Origin of the sequence: Brucella sp. NBRC 113783 (assembly GCF_040372265.1) — a bacterium.
Taxonomy (GTDB): domain Bacteria; phylum Pseudomonadota; class Alphaproteobacteria; order Rhizobiales; family Rhizobiaceae; genus Brucella; species Brucella teleogrylli.
Genome location: NZ_BAABRX010000002.1, coordinates 400,938 through 424,296, shown reverse-complemented (window position 1 = coordinate 424,296; position 23,359 = coordinate 400,938). Strand labels below are relative to the sequence as shown.

Here is a 23,359-nt window from a genome sequence, read left to right as displayed (position 1 = left end):
TATGCATCATGCACATGAAATAGGCATTTGTTGGTGACTTCTCTCGATCAGCCCTTGGATATCCGCGGCGTGGTGCTCAAGAATCGCGTTTTTCTGGCGCCGATGTCAGGCGTCTCCGATCTGCCGTTTCGCAAGCGTGCTGCCGCCGCCGGAGCGGGTATGGTCGTTTCGGAAATGGTGGCCAGCGCGGAACTCTGCAATCGTCACAAGGAAAGCCTGCTGCGCCTGTCGGGCGAAGGTTTGGGCACGCATGTGGTTCAGCTTGCCGGGCGTGAAGCGCATTGGATGGGCGAGGCGGCCAGGATTGCCGAAGGCGAGGGCGCCGATATCATCGATATCAATATGGGCTGTCCGGCCAAGAAGGTGACAGGCGGCTATTCCGGGTCGGCGCTGATGCGCGATCTGGATCACGCCATGACGCTTGTCGAAGCAACAGTGGCAGCGGTCAACGTGCCGGTCACATTGAAAATGCGGCTTGGCTGGGACGAAAACAGCATCAATGCTCCGGAACTGGCCAAACGGGCCGAGGATGCCGGTATTGCGATGGTGACGGTGCATGGCCGCACCCGCTGCCAGTTCTATGAAGGTCATGCCGACTGGGACGCCATTCGCGCCGTACGCGATGCGGTGAAAATTCCGCTCGTCGCCAATGGCGATGTGACGTCGCGTGAAGATGCGGAAGAGATTCGCCGCCGGTCGGGTGCCGACGCGGTGATGGTCGGGCGCGCTACCTATGGGCAGCCATGGTTGCCGGGCTCGATCGCGGGCAGTGCCTTGTCGTCTCAAGATGGAACAGGGATTATCGATTATATTATAATGCATTACGAAGATATGCTCGACCATTATGGTAGCAAAACGGGTATTCGCCATGCGCGCAAGCATCTTGGCTGGTATCTGGATCGTCACGCTGGAGAGTGTTCGACCTCAGCAGACAAGGCGGAAGTGATGACGCTGACCGATCCCGCAAAGGTGGTGGAAGTGCTGCGCCGGATTTTCGCGGCGCGGACGACGGATGCGCCAGAGTTGAAATCGGCGTTCAGAAAGGTCGCCTGATGCGCGAAAGAGATGAAAAGGGTAGCATCCCGTCGGTCATACTGGATGCGATCAGCCAGCCGGTCATTATGGTTGGGCCTGACAATCACATCGTTTATGCCAATCTGGACGGCGAGCAGTTCTTCCGCTCGGGTTCGTCCATATTGGCGCGCAACCGGCTGGAAAGTTTTCTGCCGTTTGGCAGCCCGCTTCTGGCGCTTATCGATCAGGTTCGCGCTAGCCAGATGCCGGTCAATGAATATCGCGTCGATATTTCTTCGCCGCGTCTTGGTGCGGAACGCATTGTCGATCTCTATGTCGCGCCCGTTGTTGAAATGCAGGGTGCCGTGGTCATTCTTTTCAAGGAAAAGACCATGGCGGAAAAGATCGACCGCCAGATGACCCATCGCGGCGCTGCGCGTTCAGTGACCGGGTTGGCCTCGATGCTGGCGCATGAAATCAAGAACCCGCTATCGGGCATTCGCGGTGCGGCGCAGTTGCTTGAACAGGTGGTGGGCGACGAGGATCGCGCGCTGGCGCGACTCATTACCGATGAAACCGACCGTATCGTATCGCTCGTGGACCGGATGGAGGTTTTCTCTGACGAACGCCCCATCGAGCGCACAGCTGTGAATATTCACGCGGTTCTGGACCATGTAAAGGCCGTGGCCCGCAACGGGTTTGCGCGGCATATTCGCTTCTCGGAAGATTACGATCCCTCACTGCCGCCGGTTTTCGCCAATCGCGACCAGCTTGTGCAGGTGTTTCTCAATCTGGTGAAGAACGCCTCTGAGGCCATTGGCGACCGCGACCACGGAGAAATCCTTCTCTCGACGGCGTACCGTCCCGGTATCCGGCTTCAGGTGCCGGGCGCACGCGACCGCGTTGCGCTGCCGCTGGAATTCTGCGTGCACGACAATGGGCCCGGAGTGCCGCAGGATATGCTGCCGCATCTCTTCGATCCGTTTGTGACGACCAAAACCAACGGGTCCGGCCTTGGACTGGCACTAGTGGCGAAAATCATCGGCGATCACGGCGGCATTATCGAATGCGACAGCCATCCCTCGCGCACCACTTTCCGCATTCTCATGCTTGCCTGGAAAAGCTCGGATATTGCTTCGCCAGCGCGCAAACTCACGACTGATTATACCGGAGACGACGCATGATAGCAGGACGCCCGACGGGAACCGTATTGGTGGCGGATGACGATGCGGCGATCCGCACTGTGCTCAATCAGGCGCTTTCCCGGGCCGGTTACGATGTGCGGGTCACTTCGAACGCCGCTTCGCTTTGGCGTTGGGTGGCGGCAGGCGACGGCGATCTGGTGATTACCGATGTCATGATGCCGGACGAAAACGCCTTCGACCTTCTGCCGCGCATCAAGAAGATGCGGCCGGAATTGCCGATTGTGGTGATGAGCGCCCAGAACACCTTCATGACGGCCATTCGCGCCTCGGAAGCGGGCGCTTATGAATATCTGCCAAAACCGTTCGACCTGACGGAACTGATCAATATTGTCGGACGCGCGCTGTCTGAACCAAAACATAAGCCGGCTTCGGTGATGCACGACGAGCCGGGCGAGAACATGCCTCTTGTCGGCCGTTCGCCCGCCATGCAAGAAATCTACCGCGTTCTGGCGCGTATGATGCAGACGGACCTCACCATGATGGTCACGGGCGAATCCGGCACCGGCAAGGAGCTGGTCGCAAGCGCCTTGCATGAATATGGCCGTCGCCGCAAAGGACCATTCGTTGCTATCAATATGGCGGCGATCCCGCGTGATCTGATCGAGTCCGAACTGTTCGGCCACGAGAAGGGCGCTTTCACCGGCGCGCAGAATCGGTCCAGTGGTCGCTTCGAGCAGGCCAATGGCGGTACGCTTTTTCTTGATGAAATTGGCGATATGCCGATGGAAGCCCAAACGCGTCTGCTTCGCGTGTTGCAGCAGGGCGAATACATGACCGTCGGCGGGCGTACGCCGATCAAGACCGATGTGCGCATCGTGGCAGCGACCAACAAGGATTTGCGCCAGCTGATCGCGCAGGGTCTTTTCCGCGAGGATCTTTATTACCGGCTTAATGTGGTGCCGCTGCGGCTGCCGCCGTTGCGTGAGCGCAGCGAGGACGTGCCTGATCTTGTGCGCCATTTCTTCAAGCGCGCCGCCGAAGAGGGCTTGCCTGAAAAGCGCATTACCAATGCCGGTCTCGACATGATGCGACGCTATCCATGGCCGGGCAATGTGCGCGAACTGGAAAATCTGGTGCGCAGGCTAGCCGCGCTCTATCCGCAGGAAGAGATTTCGCCGGAAATCATCGAAACCGAGCTGAAGGCGGAAATGTCGAAGCCCGACAGCATTCCGGCAGTGGCAGGTGATGCGGAAAACATCACGATTTCGCAAGCCGTCGAGCAAAACATGCAGCGTTATTTCGCTTCGTTCGGTGCCGATCTGCCGCCGCCGGGGCTTTATCACCGTGTGCTGGCCGAACTCGAATATCCCCTGATTCTGGCTTGCCTGACGGCAACGCGCGGCAACCAAATCAAGGCGGCGGACCTGCTCGGTCTCAACCGCAATACGCTGCGCAAGAAAATCCGCGAACTCGGCGTAAATATCTATCGCGGCGGGAAGGGAAACTGAGCCCGTCCGCCTGATCTTCGAGCCGCTATCTCTTTGTAACGGTAGCGGTCTCAGAGCCAAATCTTACCAATCGGGATGAAGATCGATAAGATTTGGCCGTGAAATAGATTTAAAACGCGAATTTCTGTTTGGTTTTAATGCCGTGTTGGCTTTTTGATGGGCTTCTTTACCGGCTTTTTCACATGCCTTTTGGGGGATGGCTTTTTCGCTTTCGCCTTTTTCTCCGCTTTGACTTGATGAACCAAGCCCGAGGAGATGTGGCTTGGAGCAGCAAATGCAGCCGGCGCGGAAATAAAGGAAAGCGCGATTGCCGCAGCAAAGATTTTTCTCATAATCAGTATCCTCAATGTTTTCAGTAATTCAAATATATATCTATAGATTGTCCTGTTTACGGCTGATTTGTAAACGAACGTTGCTGATATGAATTTTTATGAATATTCTGATCGGTGATAAATAAACTATTTATTGCTTTGAAAAAGTGGCAAGCGTCTCAATCGTCTGATTGAGATGACATTAGAGATATCAGTCTGCGGCGGTTCTGAATTTTGAGGAAAGTGTAATCTTGTCATTGTGAACGGCGAGCGTTTTGCTCCAACCGTGAAAATATTGGTGCCCCCAGAGAGACTCGAACTCCCGACCCCCTGATTACAAATCAGGTGCTCTACCAACTGAGCTATAAGGGCACTTCACAATACAGTGTTGTATCGAACCGGTTTTGGTCGCAAATCGCTTCCGCATCGCGGTTAGCGCTCGATTAGCACAAATGACGCGTCTGTAAAACGAAAATTCATCGCATTGAGGTCATGGCAACAGGGTTTTTCATGTGCTAGCCAGTAGACCGCGATGAGGACATGGCAAACTTATCAGGGTTGAACTGGGGAGCGAGACGGTAGACATGACAGACAAATCACTCGCGCTTCATTTTCTGTCGTCCGGGAGTGAAGAATCACTCGCGGCGCAGAAAGAACTCGTGAAACGCTATGGCCACGTGGCAGGCGAAGACGCCGATATCATCGTTGCGCTCGGCGGCGATGGCACCATGCTGCAGGCGCTGCGTGATTTCATGAATACCGGTACGCCGATCTATGGGATGAATCGCGGGTCCGTCGGCTTCCTGATGAATGAGTTTAGCGTCGATAATCTGTGCGAGCGCATTCTCGCCGCACAGATGGAAACGATCCGCCCGCTGGTCATGATCGCGGAGACCGAAAACTCAGCGCCGGTCGAAGCGCTTGCAATCAACGAAGTTTCGCTGTTTCGCCAATCCTATCAGGCAGCCAAGGTTCGCATATCGATTGACGGCAAGGTGCGGCTGGAAGAGCTGGTCTGTGACGGTGTGATGGTTGCAACGCCCGCCGGTTCGACGGCCTATAATCTGTCGGCGCAGGGGCCAATCCTCCCTCTGGAAGCACCGCTTCTGGCGCTGACGCCGGTGAGTCCGTTCCGGCCACGTCGCTGGGGGGGCGCATTGCTGCCAAAGCATGTAACGGTGCGCATGGATCTGCTTGAAACGGAAAAGCGCCCGGTTAATGCGGTAGCTGACAATAACGAAGTCAAATCGGTAACGTCGGTTACGGTGCGCGAGGCGCCGAACAGCCAGGTAGCCATTTTGTTCGATAAGAACCATTCCTGGGACGAGCGGATTTTGACGGAACAGTTCCGGCATTGATCTGAAAAGTCTATAGATTTCGGGTAAGATTATGCGCAAGCAAAGATGAAAAACTTCCGTGTGTGACAATCCTCTAATGTCATCAATTTGATTTAATTCGATTAGAAAAGGCGTTGATTGGCGTCGATTATCGTTTTGTGCAGAACTATCAAAGCAATTTGATATCGTATGATGGTATTTTGGTTGACTTTTGCACGCTGCGGACGTAGGCGATGCTGCAAGAAAACGCTAGATGCGTTGCAGACGCCTTTTCTGCTTTGGTCCTGCGCCCGATGACGCGGCTGCAATGACAGGATGGGCGGAACACGTTTCCGAACCAGAGAGCTGCGCCTCCATTGACGACATTTGCCGAACTCGGTCTTTCCCCGAAAGTGCTTGCTGCTGTAGAAGCGGCAGGATACACCGCGCCTACACCCATTCAGGCTGGCGCCATTCCGCCCGCGTTAGAGCGCAAGGATGTGCTTGGTATCGCCCAGACGGGGACGGGCAAGACGGCTTCTTTCGTTCTGCCGATGCTGACGCTCCTGGAAAAAGGCCGCGCTCGCGCGCGTATGCCGCGCACGCTCATTCTGGAGCCGACGCGTGAACTCGCAGCGCAGGTTGAAGAAAACTTCGTCAAATATGGCGTCAATCATCGCCTGAACGTCGCCCTGCTGATCGGCGGCGTTTCGTTCGACGAACAGGAGCGCAAGCTGGAGCGCGGCGCGGACGTGCTGATTGCAACGCCGGGCCGTCTTCTTGATCATTTCGAACGCGGCAAGCTTTTGCTGACCGGCGTTGAAATTCTGGTCATCGATGAAGCAGACCGTATGCTCGACATGGGCTTCATCCCGGACATCGAACGCATCTGCAAGCTGATCCCGTTCACGCGCCAGACGCTGTTCTTCTCCGCGACCATGCCGCCGGAAATCACCAAGCTCACCGAGCAGTTCCTGCATTCGCCATCCCGGATCGAAGTGGCCAAGGCTTCGTCCACGGCCAAGACCGTGACGCAGCGTCTGGTCAAGTCGAGCAAGAAGGATTGGGACAAGCGCGCCGCATTGCGCGATCTTATCCGCGCCGAAGGCGACACGCTCAAGAATGCGATCATCTTCTGCAACCGCAAGAAGGATGTGTCGGAGCTGTTCCGTTCGCTGGTGCGTCACGAGTTCAACGCCGGTGCCTTGCATGGCGATATGGACCAGCGCGCCCGCATGACGATGCTGTCCAACTTCAAGGACGGCAAGCTGCAGCTGCTGGTCGCTTCCGATGTGGCCGCACGTGGTCTCGACATTCCTGACGTCAGCCACGTTTTCAACTTCGATGTGCCGATTCACTCGGAAGACTATGTCCACCGCATTGGCCGTACAGGCCGCGCTGGTCGCTCCGGCAAGGCGTTCACCATCGTGACGCCGTCGGACACGAAATACCTTGCCGCGATTGAAAACATGATTGGCGAGAAGATTGAATGGGTCGATGGCGATCTGTCCACGCTTGCACCGTCCGACGAGGCCGATGATCAGCCGCGCAAGGGCCGGAATGCGCGTGGCAAGGGCAAGGACTCCCAGCGCGACAGCAAGGGCAAAGACAAGGGGCGGGACAAGAGCATGGATAAACCGAAGGAAAAGGTCGCTTCGATTGAAGCGCTCGATCCGGCGGAACAGCCGCAGCCCATTATCGAATCCCACGACCGCCGCGACGCGATCCGCGCTTCCAACGATGAACGTCGTGGCAGGCCGCAGCATGACCAGCATAAGCAGCGCCGTCGTGATCGCGATGATGATGGTCCGTCGCCGGTTGGTTTCGGCAACGATATCCCTGCTTTCATGCTCATTCCGACGGGCATGTAAGCAGACTGCAGTTTTGAGATTGTTATTCGGCCGTGAAGGAACGCTTCGCGGCCGATTTCTTTTGGGGTTTTGATGGACCGCTGCGCAGGGCGGCTTCATAGGCGAGGCGCGCCCACTCAGTCATGATTTCTGGATCATCGAAGGCTTCGCCCGGCACGCTCCAATAAGGCATGCCGATCGGATCGCCGCCTTTGCGCCCTTCATAGGTCCACTGCACCGATCCGGCATCGATGAAACGCGGACTGGTCAATGCGTCGGCTTTGAAAAGGAGTTCGTCGCGAACCACAAGCGCGAAGATCAACCCCTGATGATAAATGCCCTTGCCGCCGAACATGCGGCGGATGCTGATCGGGCCGAAATCCTGCAGCAGATCGCGGAGGGTTTCGTCATCCATTGGGGAGATTCCTTCGGAAGACCAGCCGCTTAAATCAGATCAGGCGGCGCCTTGCATCTGGCGGAGGCTTTCTGCCGAGGCGGGCGTCAGCTCAACCGATTCACCGCAGCCGCAGGCAGAGGTCTGGTTCGGGTTGTTGAACACGAAACCGGTGCGCAGCGTCGTCACTTCAAAATCCATCTGGGTTCCGAGCAGGAAAAGCACGGCTTCCGGGGCGATAAAGACCTTGGCGCCATCTTTCTCGGCAACATCGTCACCGGCTTTCGCTTCATTGGCGACATCGATGGTATATTCCATGCCTGCGCAGCCACCTTTTTTCACACCGACACGAATACCCAGCGCGCCTTCACGCGACTCAACAATCTCGCGAACGCGATTTGCTGCGGCTTCGGTTAGCGTCATGACTGCGAAACGGCCCATGGTTCATCTCTTCCGGTGTTATGCAGTGGCTTCGAAAGTGTGGCTTCATGCGCGAGAATCAACCAATCTCGTGTGAAACCCGCGAGTTTCGACCTCGCTGCCACGTTTTCACTATAGTTAGTGTTGTAACATCATTACCGCAAGACACCAAATCGAGAGCACAGGCCGGGTGCCCGGCTGGCGGGCTTTGGGAAAGAGGAGATGTGAATGTCGATCGATCGGATGAAATCTCTGAGACTGGCTGTTCTCGCGAGCGCGCTCGGCTTGTCTGTTGCTCTCCCGCAGGCCTATGCGCAGGAAGCGCCGAAACCTGCCGCGAAGGAAGCACAGAAGCCTGCGGCGAAGGAAAACGCCGAGCCGACAGCGCAGAAGAAGCCAGAGGCTGCGGAAACAAAGGCGCCCGTGGAAGAGACCAAGCCATCCGAACAGACACAGGATGCCGCCAATGGTGTTACAGTCCCGGAATATCGCGACGACCGGTCTTCGCCGCAGGCGCTAATCGAATCTTACTATAATGCGATCAACCGCAAGGAATATACGCGGGCTTATGGGTATTACTCGGAAGAGGGGCGGGAGCCCGACTTCAAGACCTTTGTGAAGGGCTACGAGAACACCAAAAGCGTCAAGGTCGCTTTGCGCAAGACCGAGCCCGATCCGGGTGCAGGCCAGATCTATTGGAGCCAGCCGCTGGCCATCGAAGCCGAGAGCAATGATGGCAAGAAGGAAGTCTTCGGCGGCTGCTACACAATTCATCTTACCAATCCCGCCATGCAGGAAGAGCCGCCCTTCAAGCCGATTGAAATCATGACCGGCTCGCTGAGCAAATCGGAACTGGAGCTTGAAAAAAGCGTGCCGGAAGCCTGTGAAGCCCCATAATTCTTTGATCCCGGCAACGGAATAGAAAGGTGAAATAAGCCCCGATCGCTGATGACGTTTTCACGCTTGACCTTACCACGATGGCAAGGTGCATAAGGTATGCATAACAAGTGTGGAGCGTTACCCGTGATGAAATTGACTATTCCCAAGATGAAATGTGGCGGCTGTGCCGATAGCGTGACTGCCGCCCTGCGCAAGCTCGATGCTACGGCGCCGATTGAAATCGATCTCGAAACCAAGGAAGTCGAGTATGGCGGCGATGCGTCCAGAGATGCCGTGGTTTCCGCGCTGGCCGCAGCGGGTTATCCGGCTGCAAACGCTCAATAATGTGATTTTGCCAGCGCTTGCGCCGGGACAAGACAGGATGTAGGTGCCGGGAAGCCTCGCTTTCCGGCATTTTCTTTCCGCAAGGAAAGTGGGGCTGAAAAGGTTCGTTATGGTGAGTTCAAGTGCCGCAAATGCGGGTGTTTCGCAGCTGTTTCATTGACTGCACCAGCGATTTTTGCCACATCAACGGCAAATCTCGTTTATGGTGCACTCGCAGCGGGGTTTGAACCAACGCTGCGGAGTGCTTTGTGATATGAAACATCGCGTTAGGCGATAATGAAGGGTTGAGGGCTATGGCAGCCGATTTCCAGGATCTTCGCACAAAGATGGTCGACAATCAGATCCGTACGACGGACGTAACCGATCTGGCGGTTATCGATGCATTCCTGGCGGTACCGCGGGAAGCTTTCGTACCGACTGTGCGTCAGGCTGTTGCCTATATTGACGAAGACCAGCGGCTTGAGACCGAAGGTTCTGCACCACGCTATCTGATGGAGCCGTCGCCTTTCGCCAAGCTCGTTCAGCTCGCCGACGTGAACAAGAACGATGTCGTGCTGGATATCGGATGTGGCACTGGTTATTCCTCGGCGATCCTGTCGCATCTGGCCGGTTCGGTTATCGGACTGGAGAGTGATTCTGCACTTTCTGCGGCTGCGACCGCGCGTCTTGCCGAACTCGGCTATGACAATGTTGTGATTGTGTCGGGCGACCTGCATGCCGGCTATCCTTCGGAAGCACCTTACGATGTGATCATGATCGAGGGCGGCGTGGATTTCGTTCCGGACGCCTTGTTCCAGCAGCTTAAGGAAGGCGGACGCCTCGTCGCCGTCGAAGGCCGCGGAAATGCCTCGGTTGCCCGGATTTACGTTAAAGAAAATGGTGTTGCATCGGGACGCATTGCGTTCAACACTGCGGTGCGCCCACTTCCGGGATTCGAGCGGATTCCACAGTTCGAATTTTAATTTCGGGGATTGGTACAATTCTGCAACGCTGCGGAATTTCTTTGTGCATGCTCTGGGCAGGGCGATGGAAATAACCGATTTTAAAGGTTATTTAAGGTTGCCCGAACTGATTGGTTCGATTTACTGAAATTGGCTGTTCTTAAGATGAGGTACCCGGTGTTTAAAACATACAAAGGACTGGTCGCAGCGGCAGCATTGTTGGCCGGCACCGTTTTATCGGGGCAGTCCGCCTTATCTGAAACCCTGCCTGGTGCACTGGTCAAGGCTTATAAGAATAACGCCACGCTCAACTCGTCCCGCGCAGGTGTGCGCATTCAGGACGAGAACGTGGCGATCGCCAAGTCCAATTATCGCCCGCAGATTACCGGTACTTATGATGCAAGCCGCAGTCGTTCGCCGACGAGCGGTTACCGCACCAGTGGCACGGTCGGCATTCAGCTGAACCAGATGCTGTTCGACGGTTTCCAGACCAAGAATAATGTCGCCGCAGCAGAAACGCAGGTTTTTGCCCAGCGCGAAAATATGCGCAATGACGAGCAGAACACGCTCTATAGCGCTGTCGTCGCCTATATGGACGTTTATCAGAATCGCCAGATCGCCGTGCTTCGCGAGAAGAATCTGGCTGCGATGAACGAACAGGTGCGTGCAGCTCGCGCACGTCTGGATGTTGGTGAAGGCACGCGCACGGACGTTGCGCAGGCTGAAGCCAGCCGTTCGACAGCAGTTGCCGAACTGAATAGTGCCCGCGCCAATATCAAGTCGGCTGAAGCAACCTATATCCGTATCGTTGGTGCGCAGCCGGGCAAGCTGTCTGCTGCTGCGGCAGCGAAGAACCTGCCCAAGTCGCCGAGCGAGGCTTTCGCAATCGCGCAGGCAGGCCATCCCGGCATTCTTGCAACGCAATATGCGGTGAATGCCGCTGGCTACAACGTGAAGGCCAAGGAAGGCGCAATGCTGCCAACCGTTGGTCTGTCGGCTGGCGCCAGCCGTCTCGATACTTATGCCGGTTCGACGGTGGGTGACGGCAATTCCGCTTCGGTCGGTATTGGCGTGACCATTCCAATTTATACGGGTGGCCGCACCTCGGCGCAGATTCGCCAGTCCAAGGAACAGCTTGGTCAGGCGCGCATCGAAGTTGACGTTGTGCGCGATCAGGTTCGTGAAGCCATTGGTTCGGCATGGTCGCAGCTAGAAGCTGCCCGCGCTTCGGTCAAGGCAAATCGCGATGGTATCGCCGCCGCCCAGCTCGCGCTGGACGGTGTGGTCGAAGAACGCAAGGTTGGTCAGCGCACCACGCTCGACGTGTTGAACGCGCAGAACGATTTGACTGCTGCCGAAATCAGCCTGGTCCAGTCGGAGCATGATGTGGTTGTCGCCAGCTATGCGCTTCTCAACGCGACCGGCCGCATGACCTCGAAGCAGATGGGCCTTCAGGTGGCTGAATATAAGCCGGAAGAACATTACGAGGCCGTCAAGGACAAGTGGTTCGGCCTGCGCACGCCGGACGGTCGCTGATCAGCGAGAATTCAGATCAAACGGCGCCTTCGGGCGCCGTTTTTGTTTGATGATGATTCGCGAGCGGCGGCGATCAATTCTTAACAAAATGATAAAGCTGTGGGTTCAATTGGCTGGCTCTCTTGCGGGGATTCTCAAATCGTCGAACGTCCGGTACCCTTAATTCATTGATTCTCTGTCCTTTGCAGGACGCGGCTTGCGAAGCTGCGGAACGGTTTTCCGCGCCGGAACGGCTGCTCCAAACAGAGAAGGAGAACCTTGCGTCGCTCACACGCGCGCATTGCTCTATTCTGAAATAGGGAAGATGGACAGCTATGGCACAGACATCCAGCGCATCACGCGAACCGTCCATGGAAGAGATTCTCGCTTCCATCCGGCGCATTATTGAAGACAGCGATGTGAGCCGCCACCCTGTGTCCACCACGGCGAATTTTCCGTTGCGCGGCGAGGTGGCAGAGTTCCGTCGCCCAGTGCCTGCGCAGGAACAGCCCGCTGCAGAACCTCCGGTTTCCAGAGCGGCAGAAAAGCCGGTCATGATGCGCGATATTCTAAAAGATGAGCCGGTGTTGCGCGGCTCGATTGATGCGCCGGTCAAAGCCGCGCCCGCACCGGAACCGGAAATCGAAGAGGAAGAAGAGGACATTGTTCTCGACGCCCAGAACGATGACCGGCGCGCCGCCGAACTGTCCCCGAACGCGCCTGCCGCAACTGCTCCGGAAGCTGCAAAAGAGGATGTTTCGATAGAGGCGCTTGATCGCTCATTGGAAGATGGCATCGCCGAAGCCATCGACGAACTGCTTGAACCTGACCTTGAAGAGCCTGTCGAGGCAAGCGCTGCGCCCGTCGAGGAACCAGTTTCAGAAACGCCGGTTGCTACCGCTGCTACGACCGCACCCGAACCACTGGCAAAGGCGGCTACGGCTTCCCATATTCTGTCACAAGTGGCAGAACGTCAGGTGGCCGCCGCCTTCCAGGATTTGAGCCACGTCGTGCGGTCGGAACCGCGTCGTTCGTTTGATGATATCGCTGCAGAGATTCTTCGTCCGATGTTGCAGGATTGGCTGGACAACAATCTGCCCACCCTTGTGGAGCGGCTTGTTCGTGAAGAAATCGAACGGGTGGTGCGCGGCGACCGATAATCGACGTGTTGCCTGTCTAAAACGGCCTTTGAGTTCAAAAGCCCGTCTGTCTCGCAGGCGGGTTTTCACTTTTAAAGTGATTTATCACCCGTTTGTTGTTATTGAGCGCTCAATCCTTTCATTGCGCAAAAAGACCGGATAATTCCATGCTTGAGAAGACTTATGACGCCGCGGCCATAGAGCCGAAAATTGCCGAACGCTGGGAAGAAGCTGGGGCATTTAAAGCGGGAGCAGGAGCGAAGCCAGGAGCCGATCCTTTTGCCGTGGTCATTCCTCCGCCGAATGTCACCGGATCGCTGCATATGGGCCACGCGCTCAACAACACGATTCAGGACATTCTGGTTCGTTTTGAGCGCATGCGCGGCAAGAACGTGCTGTGGCAGCCGGGCATGGATCATGCCGGTATCGCCACCCAGATGGTTGTCGAGCGTCAGCTGGCCGAGAGGCAGGAGCCGAACCGCCATGTCATGGGCCGCGAGAAGTTCATCGAGCGTATCTGGCAGTGGAAATCAGAATCCGGCGGCATGATCTCCAATCAGCTGCGTCGGCTTGGCGCGTCGTGCGACTGGTCGCGCGAGCGCTTCACCATGGATGAGGGCCTGTCGCGCGCTGTTCTGGAAGTCTTCGTCACGCTTCACAAGCAGGGCTTGATCTATCGTGACAAGCGACTGGTCAATTGGGACCCGAAGCTGCTGACGGCGATTTCCGACATTGAAGTCGAATCCCGTGAGACGAAAGGGCATCTCTGGCACTTCCGCTATCCGCTGGAAAATGTGCCGTTCGATTCAGAAAATCCGCATACTTACATTGTTGTCGCGACGACCCGTCCGGAAACCATGCTGGGCGATACCGGCGTTGCGGTCAATCCGAAGGATGAGCGCTATCACGCTCTGGTCGGCAATGATGTCGTTCTGCCGCTCGTTGGCCGTCATATTCCGATTGTCGCTGATGATTACGCTGATCCGGAAGCTGGTTCCGGCGCGGTCAAGATCACGCCTGCGCATGATTTCAACGACTTCGAAGTCGGCAAGCGCAATGATCTGCGCGCGATCAATATTCTGACGCCGGCAGCGGCTGTCACGCTGAAAGACAATAACGACTTCCTCGAAGGCCTGCAGCTCACGCCGGAACTGAAGGCGCTGATCGCCGAGCTGGACGGACAGGATCGCTTTGCGGTGCGCAAGCGTATCGTTGAGTTGATGGACGAGCGCGGCTATTTGGAAAAGGTTGAGGATCACACCCATGCCGTTCCGCATGGTGATCGCGGCGGCGTGCCGATCGAGCCTTATCTGACCGACCAGTGGTATGTGAACGCAGCCGAAATGGCCAAGCCTGCCATGGCCGCTGTTCGCGACGGTCGCACCCAGATCGTGCCTAAAAACTGGGAAAAGACCTATTTCGACTGGATGGAGAACATTCAGCCGTGGTGCGTTTCGCGTCAGCTATGGTGGGGACACCAGATTCCGGCGTGGTATGGCCCGGATGGCGCCTGTTTCGTTGAAAAGAGCGAAGCCGAAGCCAAAGCGGCTGCGAAGGCGCATTATGGCGAAGACGTTGCTCTGGAACGCGACACCGACGTTCTGGACACCTGGTTCTCATCGGGCTTGTGGCCTTTTTCGACGCTGGGCTGGCCCGACAAGACGCCGGAACTCGCGACCTATTACCCGACCAGCGTTCTGGTGACCGGCTTCGACATTCTGTTCTTCTGGGTTGCCCGCATGATGATGATGGGCCTCCATTTCATGGAGGAAATCCCGTTCCATACGGTCTATCTGCACGCGCTCGTTCGTGACAAGCACGGCGCGAAGATGTCGAAATCCAAGGGCAATGTCATCGACCCGCTGGAATTGATGGACGAATATGGCGCCGATGCACTGCGTTTCACGCTGGCCATCATGGCCGCGCAGGGCCGCGACGTTAAGCTCGATCCGGCGCGTATCGCGGGCTACCGCAATTTCGGCACCAAGCTCTGGAATGCGACGCGTTTTGCGCAGATGAATGGCGTTGAGCTCAACGCGGATTTCCATCCGGAAAACGCAAGGCTTGCGGTCAATCGCTGGATTCTGACCGAACTGACAAAGGCCACGCGTTCCGTGACCGAGGGCATTGCCAATTACCGTTTCAATGAAGCGGCTGGTGCGGCCTATCGCTTTGTCTGGAACCAGTTCTGCGACTGGTATCTGGAATTGCTCAAGCCGATCTTCATGGGCGACGATGAAGTGGCAAAGGCCGAAGCGCAGGCTACGGCTGCTTACTGTCTGGATCAGATCTATAAGTTGCTGCATCCGTTCATGCCGTTCATGACGGAAGAACTGTGGACGCTGACGGCTGGTGAAGGCAAGAAGCGCGATACGGTTCTGGCACTGGCCGACTGGCCGGAGCTTTCCTTCGCGGATGAAGACGCGGCTGCCGATATCAACTGGCTGGTCGATCTCGTCACCGGTATCCGCTCGGTGCGCGCGGAAATGAACGTCCCGGCAGGTGCTGTGGCACCAGTCGTCGTTCTTGACGCCAACGCAACGTCGACGGAACGTTTTGAACGTCACGACGCTGCGATCAAGCGTCTGGCCCGTGTTGAAAGCGTGACCTTCGAAGCGCAGGCTCCGAAGGGGGCAGCGCAGATGCTGCTCGGTGAAGCGACGATCTGCATTCCGCTCGGCAAGCTGATCGATCTCAAGGCTGAAGCTGCACGTCTGGCCAAGGAAGCAGGCAAGATTGCCGCTGATATCGACCGGATCGAGAAGAAGTTGTCGAACGAGAAGTTCGTGGCCAATGCCAAGGAAGAGGTCGTTGAAGCCGAACGCGAGCGTTTGGTCGAGCTGAAGGAAGCCGCGGAGCGGGTTGCGACAGCTGAGTCACGTATCCGTGACGCAGGTTGATTTGACGCGTTCCGCAACGTAAGACTTTCACGAATCAACACCCGGCAGCGAAAACTGCCGGGTGTTTTTTGTGCGGTATGTCGCGGAAAAGTTGCGTTTCAAGGGGCTTTGGACCGCATCGAACCGGCGTTTCGATTGTTTTTTGAAAATGTTGCCCTTTCGCAACAAGGCCGAAATATGGCCGAAAAAGGGGCAATTTGGGCGAATTTCTGGTCTACATTTGTCGGAATGTTTCCACCAAATGGAGAAACGCCCCGTATTTTAAGCGTTTTGAAAGAAGCGACTTCGAAGCCGCTCATAGCCCGCGAATGATTGGATATTGCAGGTCGAATCCTTCCTGTTTTACGTTTGCGTCAACGTTAATGCCGGTTGCTATCTGGGAGGACATAATGAGCGGACGCGGCTTAAAAATTGGGGGAATTGCAGCGGTACTGCTTGGGAGTGCGGTTGTCGCTCATGCAGGTGGTTTTGAACGCAGCTCGCAGGATTTTGATATCCTGTTTGAGCAGGGAAACGCCGTTGATGCGTCGGGAACTTTCGTAGCCCCGCAACGCAAGCTCAAGAATATTCGTGGTTCTGCAATCAGCACGATGAGCGGTGGCGTCAATCCATTGACGGGCCGAGCCTTCGAAACGGAAGTTGACGAGGCGGAGAGCTACTGGGTGCCGAAGTTTTCGGCCAAGTTCGACCTGACGAGCGATCTGGCCTGTGCGGCGCAATATCGTCAGCCCTGGGGTATCAGCACCGATGTCGGCATCGATACGGTCCGTGCTTATACGGCGATAGAACAGAAAATTTCGTCGCATGACTACGGCGTCAACTGCTCCTACCGCTTTACTGCGGGTGAAAAGGGCTATTTCCGCATTCTCGGTGGTGTGAGCTATCAGGAACTCCGCGGCGAACAGACAAAAGCCATTCCGGGTATGCCGCGAGGAAACCCATATAACATCCCCGCCGGCCCAACCCGTATCGGATCGCTGGATGTTGACGATCAGGCTGTAGGCTGGCGTCTCGGTGCAGCTTATGAAATTCCAGAATATGCGGTGCGGGCAAGTGTCGTTTACCAGTCCAAGGTCAAATACGACCTTGAAGGTACGGTCGATAATCTGGTTCTCAATCCGATCACCGGAAGAGGCATGTCCCTAAATGTGGACAGCGAAGTTTCCACGCCGCAGTCGCTCGAGTTCAAATTCCAGACCGGCATCGCGCCCGACTGGCTTGCATTTGGTTCTGTGAAGTGGACCGATTGGTCGTCGCTCACATCGGTCGATTTTGCCACATCTGACAGCAAGGTTCTGCCGAGCGGTACTAAGGTCACCAGCCTGAACCTTTATTATCAGGACGGCTGGACCGTGAGCGGCGGTGTCGGTCACAAGTTCAATGACCAGTGGTCGGTTGCAGGAACGGTGACCTGGGATCGCGGCACCAGCACGGGTCTCACATCGCAGACCGATATCTGGCTGTTCGGTCTCGGCACCAATTACAAGCCGAACGACCAGTTCGAAGTTCGTCTCGCCGGTGCTGCTGGCTGGCTGTCTTCGGGTGAAGTTGATGACACGGTCGTCAATGGCACGCGGAACCTGCTGGGTTCCAAGGGTGAATTCGGCAACGACTTCGTCGGCGGTCTCTCGCTGACGGCGAAGGTCAAGTTCTGATCCATCGGATCAAATATAACTCAAGGGCCGGAGCATCCTAACAATGTTCCGGCCCTTTATGTATCAGCCCGGCAGTTCCCGCTGCCGGGCTTTTTGCGTGATCGGTCCGGGGAAATTTTAATTCCAGAAGCGTCTAAAGTAATCGAACCGGCGGTTCGGTTTCGCAAGCACGCCATTGCGCATTCGCAGCAGGCGGAAACAGGCCAAAAACGGCGGTTTTAGCGGAATTTGATTTGGGATTTGTTGGAACTCTGTCGCTGAGCCAATTTGCTCGGGGGGCGCTTTGGCCGCACAATTAACTCGCTATTGGTTGGATATTGCAGCTCCGTTTCTTCCCGTTTTACGTTTGCGTCCTCGTTAATGCCACAGCTTCTTGGGGGGAGATTTATGGGCGGACGCGGCTTTCAAATCAGTTGTATCGCGGCAGTGCTGTTTGGGAGAGCGGTCGTCGCTCACGCCGGAGCTTTCGAGACGAGTTCGCAGGATTTCGATATTCTGTTCGAACAGGGAAACGCGGTCGATACGTCGGCGATTTATGTGGCTCCCCAGCGTCGATTGACGAAAATCGGTGGCTCGGTCGCCAGCGACACGAATGGCGGTATCAACCCGGCGACAGGCCGCCCGTTCGAAAAAGGTATCGAAGAGGCGAAGGGCCTTTGGGTGCCGAAGATTTCGGCCAAGTTCGATCTGACCAGCGATATTGCCTGTGCTGCGCAATACCGTCAGCCTTGGGGCATCGACACCGATGCGGGCATTGAAACGGTTCACTCTTACACCTCGATCGAACAGAAGATCACGTCGAACGATTACGGTGTGAACTGTGCCTATCGTTTTGATGCGGGCGCGATGGGCTATTTCCGTATTTTGGGTGGCGTCAGCTATCAGGAACTGCGCGGCCAGCAGACCAGAATGATCCCGCATTTTTCCCGCAATCCTGACGGCATTCCCGGAAGCCCGTTTCGCGCCGCTTCTCTGGATGCAGATGACCAGTCGTTTGGCTGGCGAATTGGCGCTGCCTATGAAATTCCTGAATATGCGATCCGTGCGAGCATCGTTTATCAATCTGCGGTCAAGTACGGCCTTGAAGGCACTGTTGATAATCTGATTTTGAACCCAATCACCGGGCGCGGCGAACCGATTGATGTGAGCAGTGACGTTGCAACACCTCAATCCGTCGAATTCAAATTTCAGACGGGTATAACGCCCGGTTGGCTGGCTTTTGGCTCGGTAGAATGGATGGACTGGTCAAGCGTGACGTCGGTTGATTTTGTTGCGGCTGACAGTGCGGTTCTCCCTATCGGCACCAGAGTTACCAGCCTGAACCTCTATTATCAGGATGGCTGGACTTTGAGGGGTGGTGTTGCTCACACGTTCGACAACCACTGGTCTCTCGACGGGACTTTGACCTGGGATCGCGGCACCAGCACGGGCCTCACCACGCAGACGGACCTCTGGTTGTTCAGCCTTGGCGCCGGTTACAAGCCAAGTGACCAAGTCGAGTTTCGTCTGGCGGGCGCTGCGGGTTGGCTGGTCTCAGGAAAGGTTGACACGACGCTTGCCGACGGTGAGCGCAGTCTGCTGGGTTCCGAGGGCGTACTCGACGATGATTTTGTCAGCGGGCTGTCGCTCACGGCGATGGTCAAATTCTGATTGAACGCGGCTAATATAAAAAAGCCCGGCGGGAATGCCGGGCTTTTCTCCTGAACTGAACTCAGTTGATGTTCACTTCTGCTCCAGACGCGCCAGCAGAGAAGACGTATCCCAGCGATTTCCGCCGATCTTCTGCACCTCTTTGTAGAATTGATCGACAAGCGCAGTGACGGGCAGAAGCGCGCCATTGCGGTCTGCTTCGTCAAGGCAGATGCCCAAATCCTTCCGCATCCAGTCGACGGCAAAGCCGAAATCATATTTGCCCTGGTTCATCGTGGCGGAGCGGTTTTCCATCTGCCACGAACCGGCAGCGCCCTTGGAAATCACCGCGATGAGCTTTTCGATATCGAGACCGGCCTTCTTGCCAAAATGAATGCCCTCGGCCAGTCCCTGAACGAGACCGGCGATGCAAATCTGGTTCACCATCTTGGCCAACTGTCCCGAACCGACAGGACCCATGAGACCGACAGACCGGGCATAGGCGTCGATGATTGGCTTGGCGCGCTCGAAAACCGGCTCGCTGGAACCGACCATCACGGTCAACACGCCGTTTTCCGCGCCAGCCTGACCGCCGGAAACCGGCGCATCGATGAAATGAACGCCAAGCTTCTGCGCTTCTTCCGAAAGCTCGCGTGCGACTTCGGCAGAGGCAGTCGTGTTGTCGATGAAAATCGCGTCTTTCTTCATTGTCGAGAAAGCGCCGTCCGGGCCGATTGTTACCGAACGCAGATCGTCATCATTGCCGACGCAGGCGAATACATAATCGGCATCGCGCACGGCTTCTGCGGGCGTGGCGGCGAAACTGCCGCCGAATTCCTTCGCCCATTTTTCCGCTTTTGCCGTCGTACGGTTATAAACCGTAACGTCGTGGCCACCCTTGTTCCTGAGGTGTCCTGCCATTGGATAGCCCATCACGCCCAGCCCGAGAAAGGCTACTTTTGCAGTCGTCGTCATTCGTTCATTCCTCTGGATAGTTTGTGGACCGTTTGATCAGGTGAGGGGTGTCATCACAGCCGAACGGTAGGCAGGGCGCTCTTTCAGGCGCTCATACCAGCTTTCGAGCTGCGGAAGCGAGGGGCGTTCGATGGGGAACTCGAACCATGCATAGGCATAGCAGCCAATCGGAATGTCGCCGATGCCAAACGCGTCTCCGGAGAACCACGGCGCTTGGCCGAGACCGTCATTGGCAATCTTCATGGAACGGGCAAGGCCGTCGAGACCGCGTTGCAGGATTGCCGGATCGCGCTTGTCTTCCGGCAGGCGGATCATATGCTTCATCACATTGCTGAAATCGCTGTAGAGCGTGTTGGACGCCCAATCCATCCATTTTTCCGCTTGCGCCCGCTTGGCCGGGTTTTCGATCCACAGGCTGTTTTTGCCATAGGTTGCAGCCAGATAACGCGTGATGACATTCGATTCCCAGAGCACGGTTTCTCCGTCTTCGACAAGCGGAATGAGGCCATTGGGATTGCGCGCGAGGAAGGCCGGGTCGTCCAGGCCGCCAAACTGGCCGCCCACGTCGATCTGTTCGTAATCAAGGCCAAGCTCCTGCGCGATCCAGAGCGCTTTCTTGACATTGGTGGAATTGGTGCGACCCCAGATTTTCAGCATGATATTGCCCATTGCTATGCTTGAGAAATTGTCTGTGCGCTGCGTGGCAGCGAAGACATATTGTTGATTAAACAGATAGCCCCCGGAAGCTGCAAGGCTGCCGAGGGCTAAATTTAAGGTCTATCTGGTAAATCAACGAACAAGATGCCGTGTCAGCTTCCGTTCGAGATAATCCCAGATGTGGCGCAGCGCTTCGACGATCAGCAGATAGATCACGGCTGCCCAGAGATAGGTCTGGAAATCGAAAGTGCGGGAATAGGCGCGGCGCGTTTCACCCATCAGGTCGAGAACCGTAATGATGGCCACAATGGCCGAGCCCTTGATCATCAGGATGATTTCATTGCCGTATGGACGCAGCGCAACGATCAGCGCCTGTGGAAGAATGACCTTCCAGAACGTCACGCGCTTGGAAATGCCCAGCGCCGCGGCACCTTCCCACTGGCCCATGGCAACGCTCTGGATCGCGCCGCGCAGGATTTCAGCCTGATAGGCAGCCGTATTGAGCGAGAAGGCCAGAATGGCGCAATTCCATGCATCACGGAAAAACACCCACAGACCGATGCTTTCTAGGAAAGGCCGGAAAGTGCCGAAGCCGTAATAGATCAGGAAGGTTTGCGCCAGAAGCGGCGTGCCGCGGAAGAAATACACATAGCCGAAGGCGATGGCTTTCAGCCAGCGATTGTTCGACATGCGTGCGGCTGCGATCGGGATCGACAATGCAGCGCCGACAAGGATCGACACCACGACCAGTTTCAGGGTGATCAGCAGGCCGGACCAGTAGCGCGGTCCATAAGTTTCGAAGAGATCGATGCGCCAGACATTGTAGAGATAGATGGCGAGCCCAGCGAAGAGCAAAGCCCATATGCCGACGAAGATGTGGCCTGCAATGCGAGCGCGGGTCCATTCGCGGACGACGGGCGGCGGCGCCATGACGGCAGCACTGGTTTGAGTGACGGCTTCGCTCATGATCATGCACCCCGCGAACGATTGCTGCCCGCATCAGCCCATTGGGCAATGCGGTTGATGAAATAGGACGAGATGATCGCGAGAGCGAGATAGAGCAGGCAGGCGACGCCGAAGAACAGAAACGGCTCCTTGGTCACGCGCGCTGCGATGGATGTCTGACGCATGATGTCGGACAATGTGATCACGGACACCAGCGACGTGTCCTTCAGCAGCACCAGCCACAGATTGGCAAGGCCGGGCAGGGCGATGCGGATCAATTGCGGCAGGATGACCTTGCGCATGGTTTGCCAGTGCGACAGGCCGACAGCGTAACCGCCTTCATATTGGCCACGCGGAATGGCACGGAAAGCGGACAGGAAGACTTCACTCGAATAGGACGAGAAGACGAAACCGAGCGCCACCATACCGGCGGCAAAGGCGTTGATCTCGACATTCGCATTGATGCCGAAGAGCGCCAGCAGTTTCTGTAGGCCGAGCGAAGCGCCGAAATACACCAGAAACAGGGTCAGCAGTTCTGGAAGGCCGCGGAAAATGGTCGTGTAGATATTCGAGGCCAGTCGGATCGATGGTTCGCTCGATTGCTTCCCCAAAGCAACCAGAAATCCGAGAACGAGGCCAACGGGCAGAGTGGCGATTGCCAGAGTGACAGTGACCAATAGCCCCCAGGCGATGCTCCTCGACCAACCTTCGGGGCCGAAACTCAATAAAGTGGCGTAATGTTCCATCGCCTTTTTTCTTTTTTCTGGGCGGATACCAAATCCGGCGGTCTCTGTTTCGAGCGCTTCTACCGAATGGTCTGCCATAAATGATGTGCGCCGGTTTGTGTGACACAAACCGGCGCAAACTTCTTCAAAGCAACTTAGTTTTCGGCGCCGTAGGCGTCAAACTCAAAGTACTTATCGTTGATTTCCTTGTACTTTCCGTTGGCGCGGATCGCCTTGATGGCCGCGTTGAACTTTTCAATCAGTTCCGGGCGGCCTTTCTTGAAGGCAACGCCCGCACCGGGACCGTGAATTTCAACAACCGGCGGGAAGGTGCCGACCATCTTGCAGCAGGCGCCATCCGGCGTCTTCAGCCATTCGCCCAGCGTTACGCTGTCGTCATTGGCGGCGTCGAGACGGCCATTGGCCAGATCGAGGCGGTATTCCTCGGCAGTCGGGTAGGCCTTGATCGTGCTGTCGGTAAAGGTCTTTTCCGAGTAGTTGGCATGGGTGGTGGAAACCTGAACGCCGATCGTCTTGCCAGCGAGATCTTCCTTGGTCACGCCCTTGATGTCGCTATCTTTCGGAGCGACGATGCCCGGAGGCGTGTTGTAATATTTGTTCGAGAAATCGACCTGCTTCTTGCGCTCGTCGGTGATCGACATGGAAGCGATGAAAGCGTCGAACTTGCCAGCCTGAAGGGCCGGAATTGCGCCATCCCATTCCTGAGTGACGAACGTGCACTGAGCCTTCATCTCATCGCAAAGTGCTTTCGCGATATCGACGTCAAATCCCGAAAGGGTGCCGTCCGGCTTGATGAAATTGAAGGGGGGGTAGGCGCCTTCGGTGGCGATGGTGAGCTTCAAGGGCTCTTGGGCATTTGCGGCGCCAATGGCCAATCCGCCTGCCATGGTTGCAATGGTTGCAACCGAAGCTGCTGCTACGATACGCTTCAATACGCGCATATTTAGTCCTCTCGTTTACTCAGGCTGGTTCCCTGATTATTGTTCTGGTTCAGCCATCTGTAGTGCAATTGCAATTTAAAATTGAGGATTACCGATTGATAGTCATTCCTCCTGTGGCTACCAATAGATGGTTC

General features: G+C 56.2%; 22 protein-coding genes and 1 tRNA gene. 14 read left to right on the top strand and 9 right to left on the bottom strand.

Features of this window, described 5'->3' with window-relative positions; translation table 11 throughout:
- Positions 1–33 precede the first annotated feature (33 nt).
- The 3 genes from dusB to ntrC are packed head-to-tail and all read left to right on the top strand — an operon-like array spanning position 34 to position 3,667.
- On the top strand, positions 34–1,053 hold the full coding sequence (dusB, locus tag ABWW11_RS07350; RefSeq protein ID WP_181376095.1) for a tRNA dihydrouridine synthase DusB: 1,020 nt from the start codon (positions 34–36) through the stop codon (positions 1,051–1,053).
- Positions 1,053–2,198 (top strand): two-component system sensor histidine kinase NtrB, encoded by a 1,146-nt coding sequence (locus ABWW11_RS07345; protein ID WP_319080489.1) that lies wholly within the window; start codon positions 1,053–1,055, stop codon positions 2,196–2,198. Before dusB ends, ABWW11_RS07345 begins: the two co-directional genes overlap by 1 nt.
- Positions 2,195–3,667 (top strand): nitrogen regulation protein NR(I), encoded by a 1,473-nt coding sequence (gene ntrC, locus ABWW11_RS07340; protein ID WP_109369136.1) that lies wholly within the window; start codon positions 2,195–2,197, stop codon positions 3,665–3,667. The genes ABWW11_RS07345 and ntrC overlap by 4 nt, the downstream gene beginning before the upstream one ends.
- Positions 3,668–3,801: 134 nt before the next feature.
- On the opposite strand, the gene ABWW11_RS07335 is transcribed toward ntrC, so the two are convergent.
- Positions 3,802–3,999, bottom strand: coding sequence for a hypothetical protein (locus ABWW11_RS07335; protein WP_109369135.1), 198 nt, complete (start codon positions 3,997–3,999; stop codon positions 3,802–3,804).
- 275 nt (positions 4,000–4,274) lie between these two features.
- A tRNA-Thr gene (locus ABWW11_RS07330) sits at positions 4,275–4,350 on the bottom strand.
- Between the two features lie 212 nt (positions 4,351–4,562).
- Between ABWW11_RS07330 and ABWW11_RS07325 the strand changes: the two genes are divergently transcribed.
- The gene (locus ABWW11_RS07325) at positions 4,563–5,336 is read left to right on the top strand and encodes an NAD kinase (RefSeq protein WP_109369134.1); all 774 of its coding nucleotides are present in this window, start codon (positions 4,563–4,565) and stop codon (positions 5,334–5,336) included.
- A gap of 335 nt (positions 5,337–5,671) precedes the next feature.
- The gene (locus ABWW11_RS07320) at positions 5,672–7,165 is read left to right on the top strand and encodes a DEAD/DEAH box helicase (RefSeq protein ID WP_121536232.1); all 1,494 of its coding nucleotides are present in this window, start codon (positions 5,672–5,674) and stop codon (positions 7,163–7,165) included.
- A 22-nt stretch (positions 7,166–7,187) separates the two neighbouring features.
- On the opposite strand, the gene ABWW11_RS07315 is transcribed toward ABWW11_RS07320, so the two are convergent.
- Together ABWW11_RS07315 and sufA are read right to left on the bottom strand one after the other, a co-directional pair.
- Entirely contained in the window at positions 7,188–7,559 is a 372-nt protein-coding gene (locus ABWW11_RS07315; RefSeq protein WP_109369132.1) for a TfoX/Sxy family protein, read from the bottom strand.
- A 39-nt stretch (positions 7,560–7,598) separates the two neighbouring features.
- Positions 7,599–7,979: a Fe-S cluster assembly scaffold SufA gene (sufA, locus tag ABWW11_RS07310; RefSeq protein WP_109369131.1), complete on the bottom strand. Its 381-nt coding sequence runs from the start codon at positions 7,977–7,979 to the stop codon at positions 7,599–7,601.
- A 207-nt stretch (positions 7,980–8,186) separates the two neighbouring features.
- On the opposite strand from sufA, the gene ABWW11_RS07305 reads away from it, so the two are divergent.
- From ABWW11_RS07305 to ABWW11_RS07265, 9 genes are all read left to right on the top strand, one after another.
- Positions 8,187–8,855 (top strand): hypothetical protein, encoded by a 669-nt coding sequence (locus tag ABWW11_RS07305; RefSeq protein ID WP_109369130.1) that lies wholly within the window; start codon positions 8,187–8,189, stop codon positions 8,853–8,855.
- A gap of 126 nt (positions 8,856–8,981) precedes the next feature.
- Positions 8,982–9,182 (top strand): heavy-metal-associated domain-containing protein, encoded by a 201-nt coding sequence (locus ABWW11_RS07300; protein ID WP_109369129.1) that lies wholly within the window; start codon positions 8,982–8,984, stop codon positions 9,180–9,182.
- A 293-nt stretch (positions 9,183–9,475) separates the two neighbouring features.
- Positions 9,476–10,144, top strand: a complete 669-nt coding sequence (locus ABWW11_RS07295) for a protein-L-isoaspartate O-methyltransferase family protein (protein ID WP_109369128.1) — start codon at positions 9,476–9,478, stop codon at positions 10,142–10,144.
- 144 nt (positions 10,145–10,288) lie between these two features.
- Positions 10,289–11,659 carry a TolC family outer membrane protein gene (locus ABWW11_RS07290; RefSeq protein WP_109369127.1) on the top strand — a complete coding sequence of 457 codons (1,371 nt, stop codon included), beginning with the start codon at positions 10,289–10,291 and terminating at the stop codon, positions 11,657–11,659.
- Positions 11,660–11,973: 314 nt separating this feature from the next.
- Positions 11,974–12,798 (top strand): PopZ family protein, encoded by an 825-nt coding sequence (locus ABWW11_RS07285; protein WP_109369126.1) that lies wholly within the window; start codon positions 11,974–11,976, stop codon positions 12,796–12,798.
- A gap of 146 nt (positions 12,799–12,944) precedes the next feature.
- Entirely contained in the window at positions 12,945–15,677 is a 2,733-nt protein-coding gene (locus ABWW11_RS07280) for a valine--tRNA ligase (protein WP_109369124.1), read from the top strand.
- Between the two features lie 108 nt (positions 15,678–15,785).
- Positions 15,786–15,989 carry a hypothetical protein gene (locus ABWW11_RS07275; protein WP_109369123.1) on the top strand — a complete coding sequence of 68 codons (204 nt, stop codon included), beginning with the start codon at positions 15,786–15,788 and terminating at the stop codon, positions 15,987–15,989.
- A gap of 350 nt (positions 15,990–16,339) precedes the next feature.
- Positions 16,340–17,332, top strand: a complete 993-nt coding sequence (locus ABWW11_RS07270; RefSeq protein ID WP_235858883.1) for an OmpP1/FadL family transporter — start codon at positions 16,340–16,342, stop codon at positions 17,330–17,332.
- Between the two features lie 360 nt (positions 17,333–17,692).
- The gene (locus ABWW11_RS07265) at positions 17,693–18,982 is read left to right on the top strand and encodes an OmpP1/FadL family transporter (RefSeq protein ID WP_328589782.1); all 1,290 of its coding nucleotides are present in this window, start codon (positions 17,693–17,695) and stop codon (positions 18,980–18,982) included.
- A 72-nt stretch (positions 18,983–19,054) separates the two neighbouring features.
- Here the strand turns inward: ABWW11_RS07265 and ABWW11_RS07260 are convergent, their stop codons facing one another.
- The 5 genes from ABWW11_RS07260 to ABWW11_RS07240 form a co-directional block, all read right to left on the bottom strand.
- Positions 19,055–19,936, bottom strand: a complete 882-nt coding sequence (locus ABWW11_RS07260; protein ID WP_109369120.1) for an NAD(P)-dependent oxidoreductase — start codon at positions 19,934–19,936, stop codon at positions 19,055–19,057.
- A 36-nt stretch (positions 19,937–19,972) separates the two neighbouring features.
- Entirely contained in the window at positions 19,973–20,593 is a 621-nt protein-coding gene (locus ABWW11_RS07255) for a glutathione S-transferase family protein (RefSeq protein ID WP_109370243.1), read from the bottom strand.
- 132 nt (positions 20,594–20,725) lie between these two features.
- A complete protein-coding gene (locus tag ABWW11_RS07250) occupies positions 20,726–21,559 on the bottom strand; it encodes an ABC transporter permease (protein WP_109370242.1) in 834 nt (277 codons plus the stop codon).
- Positions 21,560–21,561: 2 nt separating this feature from the next.
- Positions 21,562–22,284 carry an ABC transporter permease gene (locus tag ABWW11_RS07245; RefSeq protein ID WP_109370241.1) on the bottom strand — a complete coding sequence of 241 codons (723 nt, stop codon included), beginning with the start codon at positions 22,282–22,284 and terminating at the stop codon, positions 21,562–21,564.
- A gap of 134 nt (positions 22,285–22,418) precedes the next feature.
- Complete coding sequence (locus ABWW11_RS07240; RefSeq protein ID WP_109369119.1) at positions 22,419–23,225, bottom strand: ABC transporter substrate-binding protein; 807 nt, start codon at positions 23,223–23,225, stop codon at positions 22,419–22,421.
- Positions 23,226–23,359 lie beyond the last annotated feature (134 nt).

Excerpts from the sequence above, each read along its gene's own strand:
- ABWW11_RS07260 (WP_109369120.1), bottom strand. The coding sequence starts at position 19,936 with ATGACGACGACTGCAAAAGTAGCCTTTCTCGGGCTGGGCGTGATGGGC.
- ABWW11_RS07315 (WP_109369132.1), bottom strand. The coding sequence starts at position 7,559 with ATGGATGACGAAACCCTCCGCGATCTGCTGCAGGATTTCGGCCCGATC.
- sufA (WP_109369131.1), bottom strand. The coding sequence starts at position 7,979 with ATGGGCCGTTTCGCAGTCATGACGCTAACCGAAGCCGCAGCAAATCGC.
- ABWW11_RS07295 (WP_109369128.1), top strand. The coding sequence starts at position 9,476 with ATGGCAGCCGATTTCCAGGATCTTCGCACAAAGATGGTCGACAATCAG.
- ABWW11_RS07290 (WP_109369127.1), top strand. The coding sequence starts at position 10,289 with ATGAGGTACCCGGTGTTTAAAACATACAAAGGACTGGTCGCAGCGGCA.
- ABWW11_RS07255 (WP_109370243.1), bottom strand. The coding sequence starts at position 20,593 with ATGCTGAAAATCTGGGGTCGCACCAATTCCACCAATGTCAAGAAAGCG.
- ABWW11_RS07285 (WP_109369126.1), top strand. The coding sequence starts at position 11,974 with ATGGCACAGACATCCAGCGCATCACGCGAACCGTCCATGGAAGAGATT.
- ABWW11_RS07245 (WP_109370241.1), bottom strand. The coding sequence starts at position 22,284 with ATGGAACATTACGCCACTTTATTGAGTTTCGGCCCCGAAGGTTGGTCG.
- ABWW11_RS07345 (WP_319080489.1), top strand. The coding sequence starts at position 1,053 with ATGCGCGAAAGAGATGAAAAGGGTAGCATCCCGTCGGTCATACTGGAT.
- ABWW11_RS07240 (WP_109369119.1), bottom strand. The coding sequence starts at position 23,225 with ATGCGCGTATTGAAGCGTATCGTAGCAGCAGCTTCGGTTGCAACCATT.
- ABWW11_RS07280 (WP_109369124.1), top strand. The coding sequence starts at position 12,945 with ATGCTTGAGAAGACTTATGACGCCGCGGCCATAGAGCCGAAAATTGCC.
- ABWW11_RS07250 (WP_109370242.1), bottom strand. The coding sequence starts at position 21,559 with ATGAGCGAAGCCGTCACTCAAACCAGTGCTGCCGTCATGGCGCCGCCG.
- ntrC (WP_109369136.1), top strand. The coding sequence starts at position 2,195 with ATGATAGCAGGACGCCCGACGGGAACCGTATTGGTGGCGGATGACGAT.
- ABWW11_RS07265 (WP_328589782.1), top strand. The coding sequence starts at position 17,693 with ATGCCACAGCTTCTTGGGGGGAGATTTATGGGCGGACGCGGCTTTCAA.
- ABWW11_RS07305 (WP_109369130.1), top strand. The coding sequence starts at position 8,187 with ATGTCGATCGATCGGATGAAATCTCTGAGACTGGCTGTTCTCGCGAGC.
- ABWW11_RS07335 (WP_109369135.1), bottom strand. The coding sequence starts at position 3,999 with ATGAGAAAAATCTTTGCTGCGGCAATCGCGCTTTCCTTTATTTCCGCG.
- ABWW11_RS07325 (WP_109369134.1), top strand. The coding sequence starts at position 4,563 with ATGACAGACAAATCACTCGCGCTTCATTTTCTGTCGTCCGGGAGTGAA.